Below are 14,285 nucleotides of genomic sequence, written 5' to 3' on the forward strand. Positions count from 1 at the left end.
ACCTATTCCTTTTCTCACCATGTCAACATCCGCTCCTACCTTTTCACAGAAATTAGAAATTTCATTCATAAAGGTAATTTTTGTTGCCAAGAAAGAATTGGCCGCATATTTCGTAAGCTCCGCAGATTTTTCATCCATAATAATTAAGGGATGTCCATCTCTGATGAAAGGCTTGTAGAGCTCAGACATAATTTGCTTCGCTTTTTCATCTTCAGTTCCAATAACAACTCTGTCAGGATTTAAGAAATCGTCAACGGCAAAACCTTCTCTTAAAAATTCTGGGTTTGAAACTACAGCGAATGGAATATCTGTATGCTTTGCAACGGCTTCAGCAACCAATTCTGCAGTTCCAACAGGAACGGTTGATTTATCTACAATTACTTTATATTCTTTAATGATTTTACCGAGAGATTCAGCAACACCTAACACATAACTTAAATCTGCGCTTCCATCTTCACCTGGAGGTGTAGGGAGTGCTAAAAAGATAATTTCAGCCTCTTCAACAGCTTCCTCTAAGTTGGTAGTGAAATTAATTCTGTTGGCTTTGATGTTACGCTCGAAAATAACATCTAAATGTGGTTCGTAAATCGGAACCACACCTTTTCTCATTTGTTCTACCTTATTTTCATCTATATCTACACACGTTACATTGTTTCCTGTTTCGGCAAAACATGTTCCCGTTACAAGACCAACATAACCTGTTCCAATTACTGCAATCTTTTTCATTACTTAATAAATTCTTTAACACTGTTACAGATGAAAGCCAATTGTTCTTCTTCTAATTCTGTGTGCATTGGAAGAGAGATAACTCTAGAAGTTAACCAATCTGTGGTGGTTAAATCACCACATTCTGTTTCTAGTTCGGCAAACATTTTCTGGCGGTGAGCTGGAACAGGGTAATAAATCATGGCAGGAATATCTTTTGCTGCCAAATGTTCAACTAATCCATCTCTATCAATGCCTTCTAATTGTAAGGTGTATTGGTGAAATACGTGGTTTGTTTTTTCGTCTCTATGAGGAGTAGTTACATTGTTAAAATCTGCAAAGAAGTTATCGTAGTAAGCAGCTGCTTTTCTTCTTGCTGTAATGTAATCATCTAATTTTCTCAATTTAATGCGCAACACGGCTGCTTGAATAGTATCTAATCTACTGTTACAACCTACTCTGTCGTGGTAGTAACGCTTGCTTTGTCCATGATTAGCAATCATTTTGATTTTTTCTGCTAACTCATCGTTGTTCGTACACAATGCTCCTCCATCTCCGTAACATCCTAAGTTTTTCGAAGGGAAGAAAGAGGTACAACCAATATCACCTATGGTACCTGTTTTTACCTTCTTTCCATCAGAGAAAGTGTAATCACTACCTATGGCTTGTGCATTATCTTCTATGATGTACAAATTGTGTTCTTCAGCGATTGCCTTGATCTCTTCCATGTTACAAGCCTGACCATACAGGTGCACAGGAACAATAGCTTTCGTATTTGGCGTAATTGCTTTGCGAATAGCCTCAGGATCTATATTAAAAGTTTTGGGGTCACAATCAACAAATACAGGTTTTAAGCGCAATAAGCCCATAACCTCTGTTGTTGCAATATATGTGTAAGATGGAGTGATTACTTCATCACCAGGCTTCAAGTCCAATGCCATCATGGCAATTTGTAAAGCGTCCGTTCCATTGGCACATGGAATAACATGTTTTGCTCCTAAGTAGTTTTCTAACTCTTCTTTGAAAGCATGAACGTCTGGTCCGTTAATAAATTGGGCTTTTTCTAATATGCTGTTGATTGAAGTTTGTACTTCTTCCTTTATGTTCTCGTATTGTGTAACGAGATCAACCATTTGTATTTTCTTCATTGCAAGTTTGTTTAACGAAGTGTTTCACTTCTAAAGGCTCGAAATTCTTTTGACGAACTCGAAGAACTAACGCAAGTTTTAAACTAAAATTATACTTGTTTGCCTAAGGGGTTAAAGATAATTAAACTCCTTAGATTCTAGAAGGCTTTTTAAAGTTTTTAACTAGAAGGGATAACCTATACCTAAATGGAATCGCGGTTCAAATGGAGCGATGTTTTTTGTGTCGTAATCTTGACCGTAATAATTGAGCAGCTCATCATTTATTGGAGCTCTACTTTGCCATACCCATCGAGCGTTTGCAGGAAGTGCAGGGTTACGTAAAGGGATACCTATGTCAAAACGGATTACGAAGAAGTCTAGGTCAAAACGAAGTCCGAAACCGCCAGCAATCCCCAATTGCTTATACCAGTCAGCAGAAAACTTACTCCCCACACGGTTGGGGTCTTCATTGATGGTCCATATGTTACCTGCATCGCAGAATAATGCACCTCTTAAAGAGCTGCCAAGTGGGAATCTATATTCCATACTTCCTCCTATACGTATGTCACCTGCTTGCGTCGCTGTACCGGTTGAATCTAGGTAGGCTTTGTATGTTCCTGGCCCTAAAGATCTAGCTCTCCAACCTCTGTTGTCATTGGCTCCACCGCCAAAGAAACTGTAGTCAAAAGGGAGGGATGTACCGTTATTTCTTAAAGGAAGACCAGCGCCCAAATTCATTTTGAAATTGATGCTTCTCTTATTTTTAAAATTTTGGTAGAGCTTTAATTCATTGTCTAAGCGGATAAATTCAGAATAACGTACACCAATAAATTCTTTGTAACCGTCTGCATTCAAGGGTGCATTTTGTGTTAAAGCTCTTAATACCATACCTGCAATGTCAAATTCTGCATCGTAGTAATAAATGAAGTTTCCTTTGGTAACAGCTTTGTTTGTCAATTCATAAGTAGCTCTAATATCTTTCCAGATGAACTGATCGCTATAGGTGTTTAACAAAAACAAATCGTTCAAATCGTTTAAACGTTGCTGAAATTCTGTTGTTTTATCAAGGTTCACATATTGAATGGAAGAAAGCAAAGGGAAACCTAATTGTACCACTTGTTTTTTCAGAACATTGAATTTGAAACCATAGTTTAACTGAAGTAACTGTCTGTTGAAATCCTCTCTCTGCTGAATGCTGTAAGCCGTTGAAATAATAGTTTGTGGGTAATGTCTTTTGGAAAGCTTTCTGTAGTGCACAAAGGGACGAATTCCGGGTATTTCTATTTTTGCTGTCGGACCAAATTCAAAGGTGTTCAAACTTCTGCCGTTATTTTGATCTGAACCATCTGTGGAGTTCGCAAAAACTATAGGTTGTGACTCTAATCCTCCTCCAAAACTAAGCGTGAAGCGCTCTCCTCCTCCAAAGAGATTTTTGTTTTTGTAGTTTACGGATGCGGCTAATCCTAAGAAACCATTGGAGTTGGTAGCTTTGGTTTCGTACCCGAAGGATTGTTTAAGAGCAGGTACTAAGTAGTAGTGCACTTCTACCTGATTTTTACCCGGCACTTCGATTAATTTGGGTTTAATACTTTGAAATATTCCCATTTCTACAAGGCGAGAATAGCTGCGTGTGAGGTAGTATTCTTTGTAGTAATTTTCGTTTTCAAGAAAGTTACAGTACTCTATGAGTTCAGGTTCAACGATCAGTTTTCCGTTGTAATAGAACTCCGCAATTCTAAAAATACTATCACTTTCTTTTTCTATTGGATGGTATTGATTAAAGTGCAAAGTATCAAAGGTTTGTAGGTAACCCTCTTTTTTTTCTCCCACCCCGTAAAGGTCTGTGTAATATTTATAAGGTTTGTCTAAGTAGGTAGTATCTATAATGTGGAAAACAACTTTAGAGACATAGTTGGTTCCAAATTTTTTCATTTTTGTCTTTTCTTCGTCCTCGGGGTCCTTCACGTACCTTTCATTGAAAACGATGCCCAAATGAACTTTGTGATCCCCCACAGTAGTATCGGCTTCGAAGGTGATGTGAGATTTGAAAAATCCATATTTCGCATCATCTCGTTGGTCTTTAGCAATGAGCTCTCTTTGGTCGTCCAAGAGATCCGTGTCAAAAATAAAAGGAGCTTCTAATTGAAAAGAAGGGTCTTTTTTAAAGCGTTCATAGGTAGATAAAACAGAAAGATTATCTCCTACAACGTATACACTGTCTACAATGTAGGGTTGTCCTGCTTCAATTTCATAGATGACTTTAATTTTACGTCCCCATTTTAATTTCGTAGAATCACTCACTTGTGCATCGTAATAACCACGAGCGTGTAAATATTTTTCAATCTGATCAACCGATCTATGCATCAAGGTAGAATCGAAAATTACAGGAGCCTCTCCAATCTCATATTTCAACCATTCTCGAAAGAATTTACGAGGTTCAAGTGTATCTTTTAGGGTGAGTTTTTTGGGTTTGTACAAAGAATCTCCTCTCTCTATAGCTTTGCGCATTCTAGCTTTGTTGATGCGAATGTTTTTGGCTTTTCTTTCCTTGTTCTTCTCGCGAATCTTTTGATTCTTCTTTGCACGTTTGTTCGCAACTTTGGCAGAGTCTATTGCATTGTATACCTGAAGTTTTAGCTTGAAAAAAGCAAGTGATTTATGGTTGGGCTTTTGTTTAATTACCTCTTCAATATCATAAATGTCTATGCTATCGGTACTGGCAATTACCTTGTTTTTCTTTAAGAGATAAGAGCCCTCAGGAACGTGCTTGCTTTGTCTGCATGAATTTAAGCCGTAGACAAAACTCAAGAGTAGGGTAAAAGAAAGAAAAATACGTCCAATCATTGATGCTCTAAATGTTTAACGAAAATAATATAAATAGAAATACGTAAGGGGTTTATCTTGATGAAGGATTAAAATTTGTTTCGAACTCAATTTACTTCTTGGAACTTCTACTATTTTTGCTCTATGCATTCAATTTCAAAAGCAGAGAAAAAGGCTGTTAACGCTTTGGCTATAAAAAAGTTTCGACAAAGCGAGGCTCAATTTGTTGTGGAAGGTGTAAAACCTGTTGAAGAATTGTTAATTCACGCCCCCCAAAAAGTTGAAAAAGTTTATGTCACTGCACAAGCAAACCTAGATAGGAATAGAGTACCTGCACATGTTGAATTGCTGGAGGTAAATGAAAAGGACCTGAAAGGAATCTCTAATTTGAAAAATCCACAGGGTGTTTTAGCCGTTGCGAATTTCTTGGAAGTGAAAGCGAAAGCCAAAGGATTAACCTTGGTGTTGGATAATATTCAGGATCCAGGTAATTTGGGGACTATTATACGTTCTGCTGAGTGGTTTGGTGTTAAGGAGATTGTTTGTTCAAAGGAAACCGTAGATGTTTACAATCCTAAAGTTGTGCAAGCAGCCATGGGATCGGTTTTTAGGGTAGCAATTAGCTATGTTGATTTAAAGGATTATTTAACAAACTCTCCTTTGCCTAAATATGGCGCACTTTTAGAAGGTGAAAACGTGTACACCACTCAACTGAACGCAGAAGGGATTCTAATCATGGGAAATGAAGGTAAGGGTATAACACCTGAAATTATTTCTTGCATTACGCACCCGATAACCATACCGAAACTAGGAGAAGGAGAATCTTTAAATGTATCTATTGCGAGTGCCGTGTTGTTATCAGAATTTGCTAGACAAACTTCTCTATAATTTTATCTACACAATTAATTCCATCTATAGCTGCTGACATAATTCCACCAGCATATCCTGCACCTTCGCCGCAAGGGTAAAGTCCCTTTACCTCCACGTGTTCCAAGGTTATGGGGTCTCTTGGAATAGAAACAGGAGATGAGGTTCTTGATTCTGGAGCGTGCAATACAGCTTCATTGGTATAGTACCCCTTCATCTTTTTTCCAAACTCTATAAATGCTTCGCGCAAACGGTTGGCAATAATTCCGGGTAAAACTTTATTGAGGTCAACACTTACAATACCCGGTTGGTAAGATGTTTTAGGGAAGTCTTCAGATACTTTACCTTCCACAAAGTCTATCATACGTTGAGCGGGAACACGTTGTGTTTTTCCTGCAGCAATCCAACAATCTCTTTCTACTTTTTTCTGAAAGTCTAAAGCCACGAAGGGATTTTCGGGAGTGTAGTTGGGTAAATCTTCTGGAGAAACACTTACCACTATACCGGAGTTGGAGTAGGGGTTGTTACGCTTACTTGGACTCCATCCGTTTGTGACAACTTCTTCTTTATCGGTCGCACATGGAGCTATAATTCCACCCGGACACATACAGAAAGAGTATACCCCCATACCATCCACTTGCTCTACTAGACTGTAAGAAGCAGGGGGGAGGTTGTCGTTGGTTTTTTCTCCATGATATTGAATTTCGTCAATTAACTCTTGTTGGTGCTCGATGCGGACACCTAACGCAAAAGGTTTAGCCTCTATTTTAATATGACGTTTATGAAGTAATTCAAAAATATCACGCGCAGAATGACCGGTAGCAAGTACTAAATTTTCACAAGGATATACATCCTGATTGTTAATTGTAATAGACTTTAGCGTGTAGTTTTCAACCGCTATATCTGTTAATTTCGATTCAAAGTGAACTTCACCGCCATTCTCTATGATACATTCACGTATGGCAGTTATGATTTGAGGAAGTTTATTGGTTCCTATGTGTGGATGTGCATCAATAAGGATGTTTTCATCCGCACCAAAATTGACCAACCATTCCATTCCTTTAAGAACGTTTCCTCTTTTCTTTGAACGCGTGTAAAGTTTACCGTCAGAATAAGTTCCTGCGCCACCTTCTCCAAAACAGTAGTTGGATTCTGGATTTACAACTTGTTCTTTGTTTATTTTGGCCAAGTCTCTTCTTCTTGCTCTCACGTCTTTTCCACGTTCAAAAAGGATAGGTTTGGCACCTGCTTCAATGGCTCTTAATGCAGCGTATAAACCTGCAGGTCCAGCGCCAATGATATGAATTTCTTTGTTTATTTTTTCTTTGGCTGGAGTGAAATGATTCACCAAAGTAGGAGCATTTCCTTCCGTCCAAAACTCTACCTGAAGGTTTATTTTTACAGGTTTTCTTCGCGCGTCAATGGAGCGTTTACGTATACGCCAACCCTCAAAGTCTTTGGCTTTAATTTTAGCTTTTTCTTTCGCTAAGCGTAAAATAAGGGCTTCATCTTCCTGCTGATGCGGAAGTACTGTAATTTGAACAAGTGTATTCATTATCCTTCAAAGGTAATACTAAACCACCAAACGCGGTTCTGCAATCTGTCTATTGGATCCGAGATGTAAGTATTGTCTTGGATAAGCACATTTCCAAAGCTGTGACTCATTTTTAACTCAAGTCCAAACTTAAAGTAAGGTAAGAAGAAGTCAACTCCTGCACCAATTTGTCCTTGAAAATCATGTTGATTGATTTTAATAAATGGGTCTTTTATACTTTGTGAAGAGTTGGCTTTCGTTTGTAGGTCAAGTGTATACTGGGCACCACCCACTAAGTACGCTGCAAAATTGTTGTAGCGTAAGGTTCTGTATTTCAATAGAAGTGGGAAATCTAAATTGGTAGATTCCACACGTTCTGTTTCTTCCGGTAGAAATAAAGTGCTATCTGCTGGATCCCTAAATTTATAGGTGAGTAATCTTTCCTGAAAAGAAAGGGAAGGAATAAACCTCAGCCTTAAGGTAGGGTGACCTAATTTCAAACTTGTAATGATTCCGAGTTGGAAGCCTGGTTGTTTACGATTTTGTACATAAAGTAGATCGTAATCTTGCAATAGGTTCGTTTTCGGAGTCATTGAAAAATCAGCAGTATTCACCCCTAACATAAAACCAAAGTGAAGTTGTTTTTCATCAAACTTCCTGTAGTTCTTTGGCTTTTCATTACGCTGGGCAAAAGCACCCAAGCTAACCAAGCAGAGTAGCGTTAATACTGTATTTCTCAAATTCATCATAGTTTACAAACGATAGTAGGATGAAAAAATTATTTTCTACCTACATAAATTGTAGCAATACCACCACTTACTAAGGTTGCGGTAACATCTTTGTATCCTACCTTTTCTAAGATATCTATAAAATCTTGACCTTCTGGGAAAGCAGCAACAGACTCTGGTAAATAAGTGTAAGCGCTACTATCTTTAGAGATAGATTTTCCTAGTAAAGGAATTATATTTTTTGAATAGAAGTTGAAGGATTGTTTTACTGGAAACTTTTTAGGTTTACTAAACTCCAAAATAACAGCCATTCCATCTTTGCGAATAACTCGCAACATTTCAGACAATCCCTTTTCTAAATTCTCGTAATTTCTTACTCCAAACCCGACAGTTAAACCGTCAAAGTAATTGTCGTCGAAAGGAAGGTTTTCAGAATCTCCTTGTTCCATAGAAATGATGTGGTCTACACCTTTCTTTTTCATTTTTTGCTTCCCAACTTCCAGCATACCTGGAGAAAGATCAACACCTACTACTTTTTCTGGGTTCAATTTTAATGCAGCGATAGCAAAATCTCCCGTACCCGTAGCAAGGTCTAATATGCGTTTAGGCTGAATTGTTCCTAGTTTTTTGATTGCCTTTTTTCTCCAAAGCTTATCAATACCAAGAGATAAGAAGTGATTTAAAAAATCGTACTTCGCTGAGATGTTGTTAAACATTTCTGCTACTTCTTCCTTCTTTGATTTATTTCCCTCGTTGTAAGGTTTAACCACTTTCTTTTCGCTCATAACTTAACCTACCATCGTATGACCTGATGGATATTTATATTTCTTACTCAATACCTCTTTTCCAAACAAATAAGCAAGGGTTAATGTTCCAACCCTTCCTATAAACATGGCGACAATTAATACATATTTTCCACCGATACTCAAATCTGCAGTGATTCCGCGTGATAAACCAACGGTACTTGCTGCAGAAACATGTTCGAAAACGATGTCTAAAAAGGTGAACTTACCTGCCGCCAGTGCATCTTGCTCTGTAATTGCAAGTGCAAATGTACCAACTATATTTCCTAAAACGAAGAAAACAAAAATGGAGTAGGCTTTTAATACCACATCGTTATTTATACTACGTTTAAAAAGTTCTGTATTTGGTTTTCCTTTTATGGTCGAAACTACAGAGGCACAGATTACCGCAAAGGTAGAAGTACGAATACCCCCTCCGGCTGACCCTGAACTGGCTCCGACAAACATAAGGAAGAGAAAAAAGATGGTTACAGGTAAGGAGAGCGCTTCTGTTGCTACAGTATTGAAACCGGCATTTCGAGTGGTTAAAGATTCAAAAAGTGCCGTAACAAAAGATCCAAAGAAGTTGGTTTCGCCTAAGGTGTTGTTGTATTCGAAAATTAAGAAAACAAATGCACCTGCAACGATTAAACCAAGGGTGAAATACAAACTGATTTTCGTTCCAAAATTGATGGTTTTCCAAGGCATTTTCATTCGCTCTCTCAAACGCTTAATTTCGAATAAGTCGAACAAGTAAATCATACCAAATCCTCCAAGGAAGAACAATAGCATGATAACACCGTGTAATAAAAAGTTATCAGCCGTTAAAGGGTTCATTAAACCTCCGGGGATAATAGTTAACCCCGCATTATTGAAACCTGATACGGCATGGAATACACTGTGGAACAGTCTGTCACCTGTATCGGCAAACATTCCAATCGGTTCTAATAAGATAAAAATTAAGAAAGTACCAATGATTTCTATCACCGTACTCCAAAGAACAATTTTACCAAACATGGAATTGGTGTTTAGTAAAGAGTCTTTGTTTACAAAATCTTCAATTACCTCGTGCTGTTTTAATCCAACTCCGAACTTGGCAATTAATATGTATAAGGCTGCAAAAGCAATCGTGTTTAATCCTCCAATTTTAATGATAAAGAGTACAACGATTTGTCCTTTAAATGTAAGCATTGACGAGATGTCAATGGTTGATAGTCCCGTAACCGAAGTGGATGATGTAGACATGAATAAGGCGTCAGTAAAGGACATACCACCAGGTATTTTACTCATTTCCGGAAGCATTAACATTCCAGCTCCCATGAACATTATCATCAAAATGGAAATGGTAAAGAGCAGTCCAGGGTGCACCTTTAACCAGGGTCTAAAGTTTCGGTTTTTAAATATCTCATTGACCACATAGAGCATAAAGAAGAGCTGGATGAAAATGTTGGATACATCTGCAAAGCCTTCAAAACCAAAACTTTCGAATATGGTGGGGATCAATAATTGTCCAAAGCCATTTAAAGATATCCCTTCCACCAGAAGTAAGATAACCAAGGAGGCCTCGAACCATGTTTTTTTTATAAAATCAATGGGGTTATAGTCGTATACTATCTTAACGATATAACGCAAGATGTAGAAGGCAAAGCTATATTCAATAAAGTTGATGAGATGCGATTTACTCGCTTCAGTATGAGGAAAACCGTAATAGTAGATCAATACACCAATCATGGTGATAGATACTAATACGTGAATGGAAGAGAAAATTGACAATACGATTGCGCGTGAATCGTAGAGGTATAAATTAATTTTCTCTCTTAGTTTTCTAAACATCTCAATACAATTTTGTAAGCTCTTGACGCAGTCTTTCTTTGTCAATAGAAACTACACCGATGTGCTCGCAAACCAAACCTCCAGCTAAATTTGCGATTTCTGCTATCTGTTTGTTGGTGCAACCAGAAGCTAAACAAAGGGTAGCAACACTGATTACAGTATCTCCAGCACCACTAACATCTGTAATGTTTCTTTTGTGGGCGGCAACGTAGTTTTTTTCTTCCTCTTCTTGTATAAAAACTCCATTTTCCGATAAGGTAATGAAGGTTTTGTTACAGTTTAACTTTGTCCTTAAGTCATTTACAGCTTGTTCAAACTTATCCTTTTCTTCAAAATTGAACTGAACATCTAGTCCTTCTTTCAATTCTTTTAAATTGGGTTTGAATAGGCTAACGTTTTCAAAAGCGAAAAAGTTCTTTTTCTTTGGATCTACAGTGGTTGGTATATTTTTAGCATTGGCTAATTCAACCGTTTTGCGTATCACTTTTTCTGTTAAAACTCCTTTGTTGTAGTCTTCCAAAATAATGGCATCAACAGTTTGGGTAGTTAAGAGGTCTTTTATACGTTCAATCAACGCATCCTCTTGCGCTTGATTAATGTCAGAGCTATCTTCACTGTCTATACGCAAGAGTTGTTGGTTGTTACCAATTACTCTTGTTTTTACGGTTGTCATTCTATTTTCAGAACGAATAATACCTTCTGTAGAAAGTTCGTGTTCATCCATGATTTGCGTCATGCGAACACTGTTTTCATCTGTACCAATAACGGCACATAAAATAGCTTTAGCTCCTAAAGCTCTTAGGTTAAGCGCCACATTGGCTGCTCCACCTAGTCTATCCTCTTTGGCTTGGAAATTTACTATTGGAACTGGTGCTTCAGGACTAACACGCGTAACGCTACCTTTCAGGTAGGCATCAATCATCATGTCTCCAATAACCAGTATTCTTTTTTCTGTAAAAGATTGTAGTAAACTATCTACTTCCATTTATGCCAATTTTTCTAATGCGTTAGCGATTCTGTTCATAGCCTCTGTTAATACTTCTTCTGAAGTAGCGTATGAGATACGAATACAATTAGGGTCTCCAAATGCTTCACCCGTTACCAAAGCTACTAAAGCTTCTTCTAAAAGGTATAAACTTAAATCACTTGCTGTATTAATGGTGTAGTTTCCATAGCTCTTTCCAAAGAAAGAAGAGATGTCTGGGAAGAAGTAAAATGCCCCTTCTGGTTCATTTACCTTAACACCCGGCATTGCTGTTAAAGCTTCTAAGACTAATTTACGTCTTCCTTTAAATGCAGCTTTCATATCGTCAAGTACTGCCACATCTGCCTTTAAAGCTGCGATAGCTGCGCGTTGTGCAATACTGTTTGTACCACTTGTAAATTGACCTTGAACTTTTGTACAAGCTGCAGCAATGTGAACAGGTGCTGCAATATATCCAATTCTCCAACCTGTCATAGCCCAAGCTTTAGAAACACCGTTAATCGTGATTACTTGGTCTTTTACATTTTCGAATTGCGCTAAACTTTCGTGTTTACCTACGAAATTGATGTGTTCGTAAATTTCATCACTAATAGCAGCGATATTTGGGTATTTCGCCAAGGTATCGGCGATATCTTTCAATTCTTCTTTACTGTAAACAGAACCTGTTGGGTTACAGGGTGTAGAGAACATCATCAATTTTGTTTTTGAAGTGATGTGCTCTTCCAATTGTTTTCCAGTGATTTTAAAATCAGCATCGATATCTGCACTTACGATTACTGGAACACCACCTGCAACTTTTACGATTTCTACATAAGAAACCCAGTAAGGAGCGGGGATAACAACTTCGTCTCCAGGATTAATCAAGGCCATAATTACATTGGCGATAGATTGTTTAGCTCCTGTAGAAACTACTATTTGGTTCTTTTCGAATGATAATCCATTGTCGCGCTTGAATTTATCGCAAATCGCTTGTAATAAATCATCGTAACCTGGTACCGGAGTATACTTTGTGTAGTTTTGCTCCATACCTTCAACGGCGGCAGCTTTAATGAAATCAGGCGTGTTGAAGTCTGGTTCACCTAAGCTCAGTGAAATCACATCCTTACCTTCGGCCTTTAATTCTCTACTTTTACGTGACATAGCGATGGTTGCAGATTCTTCCATAGCTAATAGTCTATCCGATAAATTTATCATTTCGATGTATTTTAAAAATGCAAATCTAAAAAATAAGTGTTGTAAAAAAGTATTAGAAGAGTATAGTTTTGTACCCTAAGGTAAAAAAGCTATAAATCTCACTTTCTAGGGGTGTAATCTTGGTTAAAATGAAGGTGATTTAAGGCATTTTTAACAGGAACTGGAAAAAAATAAAATCTTCTGTTACTTTAGCAGAAATTACAGTTATTATCTAAAACAATATATGGAAGCTTTTATCCCTTTTTTAATTGCCCTTTTAGCAGCCGCTGGAATGGTTGTAGTGGTGTACCTCTTTTTAAAGAAATCTGGTGAACGAGAAATTAGATTGTTGAATCTTGAATTGAAAAAGGAAAGACAAGAACATTTCTTGCCTTCTAAAATAGAAGCCTATCAACGTGCTGTATTGTTATTAGAGCGTATTTCTCCTAATAATTTAGTGATGCGTTTGCATAATCCTGGGTTGCCTGCTAAGGCATTGCAAAGCAAGTTTTTAGAATCTGTACGCGAAGAGTTTGATCATAACGTGGCGCAACAAATTTTTATTACTACCAAAGCCTGGGAGATGGTGAAGGATAGCAAGGAAGAATGTATTAAGATTATTAATATAGCAGGACAAAACCTTCCTGAAACAGCTACAGGAATGGATTTAAGTGCGAAGATTTTAGAATTGGTTGCTGAGATAGGAGAGTTGCCAACAGATATTACCATTAAATACCTCAAGGACGAATTACAAGCGAACTTCTAAATGTTTTTTTGTGTTAAAAAGGAGTTAGGTCTTCAAGGAAGAATGAATAATTCCGTATCTTTATAACATGCGATATTTAACACTTATTTTTAGCTTAGTTGTAGGATTAACGGTTTGGGGACAAACTGAAAGTGATACTACGCAAACTGAGTCTACAGCAAAAGATAGTACAGAACATTTGGTACAACTTTCTGGTATTGTTGTTTCATGGGATAGTTTGGAAAACATAGCCTACGCGGCAGTTTATAATAAAACCACAGATAGAGGAGTAATCTCTGATTACTATGGATATTTTAGTATGGTTTCGAGACCCGGGGATACTTTATTGTTCTCCGTATACGGTTTTAAAACATCCGCTTACATTGTTCCGGATACCTTAAAAATGGAGAACTATAATATGATACATATTATGCATCCAGATACCTTAGAGTTTGAACAAGTTGATATTTATCCTTGGCCTTCCCGTGAAGATTTTGCCCGTGCTTTTGTAGAAATGGATCCTTATGATGATGCCTTGAAAAAAGCACAGCGACAATTATCTGGTGAAGCTTTGGCATTTGTAGCTGCTAAATTACCCACGGATGCAGGTTTGAGTTATAACATAGAGCAGCAAGCACAGCAAACAAGATTGTATAGAGATATGGGGATGGCCCAACCGAATAACTTGTTGAACCCTGTAGCATGGAGCAATTTTATTAAAGCTTGGAAAGCAGGAGAGCTACAAAGAGAGTAATAGAATATTAATGAAAATAGAAGAGTGTAAATCGAGAGGTTTGCACTTTTTTTTGACCTGGACTTTGGTAGAAATTTCCGTGAAAGATAGGAGCGATAGCTTTACCTGTTTGAAGACTATTGAATACGGCAGACAAGAAAGCGACCTTGTGAAGCTTAATTGTTGATGGTATGAAAAGGATGAATAAGGTGAACTAAAGTGGATAGCTTGCCCCCAAACGGTGTTTGGG

General features: G+C 37.6%; 12 protein-coding genes. 3 read left to right on the forward strand and 9 right to left on the reverse strand.

The features are described from left to right. The 3 genes from R3333_RS06530 to R3333_RS06540 all read right to left on the reverse strand — a co-directional run. Nucleotides 1-726 (reverse strand): UDP-glucose dehydrogenase family protein (locus R3333_RS06530; RefSeq protein WP_318957984.1); only part of this gene is annotated, 726 nt, incomplete at its 3' end. Continuing rightward, nucleotides 726-1,853, reverse strand: coding sequence for a DegT/DnrJ/EryC1/StrS family aminotransferase (locus tag R3333_RS06535; protein ID WP_318957985.1), 1,128 nt, complete (start codon nt 1,851-1,853; stop codon nt 726-728). The genes R3333_RS06535 and R3333_RS06530, both read right to left, overlap by 1 nt. A 162-nt stretch (nt 1,854-2,015) precedes the next feature. Then, entirely contained in the window at nt 2,016-4,676 is a 2,661-nt protein-coding gene (locus R3333_RS06540; protein ID WP_318957986.1) for a BamA/TamA family outer membrane protein, read from the reverse strand. Nucleotides 4,677-4,799: 123 nt separating this feature from the next. Between R3333_RS06540 and R3333_RS06545 the strand changes: the two genes are divergently transcribed. Then, nucleotides 4,800-5,543, forward strand: coding sequence for an RNA methyltransferase (locus R3333_RS06545; protein WP_318957987.1), 744 nt, complete (start codon nt 4,800-4,802; stop codon nt 5,541-5,543). Here the strand turns inward: R3333_RS06545 and R3333_RS06550 are convergent. From R3333_RS06550 to R3333_RS06575, 6 genes are read right to left on the reverse strand one after another with little or no spacing between them, the layout of a single operon-like run. After that, a complete protein-coding gene (locus R3333_RS06550; protein WP_318957988.1) occupies nt 5,524-7,077 on the reverse strand; it encodes an NAD(P)/FAD-dependent oxidoreductase in 1,554 nt (517 codons plus the stop codon). The genes R3333_RS06545 and R3333_RS06550 overlap by 20 nt on opposite strands. Further along, nucleotides 7,077-7,805, reverse strand: a complete 729-nt coding sequence (locus R3333_RS06555; RefSeq protein ID WP_318957989.1) for a porin family protein — start codon at nt 7,803-7,805, stop codon at nt 7,077-7,079. The genes R3333_RS06550 and R3333_RS06555 overlap by 1 nt, the downstream gene beginning before the upstream one ends. 29 nt (nt 7,806-7,834) lie before the next feature. Beyond that, on the reverse strand, nt 7,835-8,569 hold the full coding sequence (ubiE, locus tag R3333_RS06560) for a bifunctional demethylmenaquinone methyltransferase/2-methoxy-6-polyprenyl-1,4-benzoquinol methylase UbiE (RefSeq protein WP_318957990.1): 735 nt from the start codon (nt 8,567-8,569) through the stop codon (nt 7,835-7,837). A gap of 3 nt (nt 8,570-8,572) precedes the next feature. Next, nucleotides 8,573-10,399: a TrkH family potassium uptake protein gene (locus R3333_RS06565; protein WP_318957991.1), complete on the reverse strand. Its 1,827-nt coding sequence runs from the start codon at nt 10,397-10,399 to the stop codon at nt 8,573-8,575. Between the two features lies 1 nt (nt 10,400). Next, a complete protein-coding gene (locus R3333_RS06570; protein WP_318957992.1) occupies nt 10,401-11,384 on the reverse strand; it encodes a bifunctional ADP-heptose synthase in 984 nt (327 codons plus the stop codon). Continuing rightward, a complete protein-coding gene (locus R3333_RS06575; RefSeq protein WP_318957993.1) occupies nt 11,385-12,578 on the reverse strand; it encodes a pyridoxal phosphate-dependent aminotransferase in 1,194 nt (397 codons plus the stop codon). Nucleotides 12,579-12,801: 223 nt separating this feature from the next. Between R3333_RS06575 and R3333_RS06580 the strand changes: the two genes are divergently transcribed. Both R3333_RS06580 and R3333_RS06585 read left to right on the forward strand, forming a co-directional pair. Then, nucleotides 12,802-13,323, forward strand: a complete 522-nt coding sequence (locus R3333_RS06580; protein ID WP_318957994.1) for a hypothetical protein — start codon at nt 12,802-12,804, stop codon at nt 13,321-13,323. A 67-nt stretch (nt 13,324-13,390) separates the two neighbouring features. Continuing rightward, nucleotides 13,391-14,056 (forward strand): hypothetical protein, encoded by a 666-nt coding sequence (locus R3333_RS06585; protein ID WP_318957995.1) that lies wholly within the window; start codon nt 13,391-13,393, stop codon nt 14,054-14,056. Nucleotides 14,057-14,285 lie beyond the last annotated feature (229 nt).

The sequence above is a fragment of the Lishizhenia sp. genome, from assembly GCF_033720595.1.
Taxonomy (GTDB): domain Bacteria; phylum Bacteroidota; class Bacteroidia; order Flavobacteriales_D; family Crocinitomicaceae; genus Lishizhenia.

Coding starts and splice junctions, on each gene's coding strand:
- R3333_RS06535 (WP_318957985.1), bottom strand. CDS start 1,853: ATGAAGAAAATACAAATGGTTGATCTCGTTACACAATACGAGAACATA.
- R3333_RS06540 (WP_318957986.1), bottom strand. CDS start 4,676: ATGATTGGACGTATTTTTCTTTCTTTTACCCTACTCTTGAGTTTTGTC.
- R3333_RS06545 (WP_318957987.1), top strand. CDS start 4,800: ATGCATTCAATTTCAAAAGCAGAGAAAAAGGCTGTTAACGCTTTGGCT.
- R3333_RS06550 (WP_318957988.1), bottom strand. CDS start 7,077: ATGAATACACTTGTTCAAATTACAGTACTTCCGCATCAGCAGGAAGAT.
- R3333_RS06555 (WP_318957989.1), bottom strand. CDS start 7,805: ATGATGAATTTGAGAAATACAGTATTAACGCTACTCTGCTTGGTTAGC.
- ubiE (WP_318957990.1), bottom strand. CDS start 8,569: ATGAGCGAAAAGAAAGTGGTTAAACCTTACAACGAGGGAAATAAATCA.
- R3333_RS06565 (WP_318957991.1), bottom strand. CDS start 10,399: ATGTTTAGAAAACTAAGAGAGAAAATTAATTTATACCTCTACGATTCA.
- R3333_RS06570 (WP_318957992.1), bottom strand. CDS start 11,384: ATGGAAGTAGATAGTTTACTACAATCTTTTACAGAAAAAAGAATACTG.
- R3333_RS06575 (WP_318957993.1), bottom strand. CDS start 12,578: ATGATAAATTTATCGGATAGACTATTAGCTATGGAAGAATCTGCAACC.
- R3333_RS06580 (WP_318957994.1), top strand. CDS start 12,802: ATGGAAGCTTTTATCCCTTTTTTAATTGCCCTTTTAGCAGCCGCTGGA.
- R3333_RS06585 (WP_318957995.1), top strand. CDS start 13,391: ATGCGATATTTAACACTTATTTTTAGCTTAGTTGTAGGATTAACGGTT.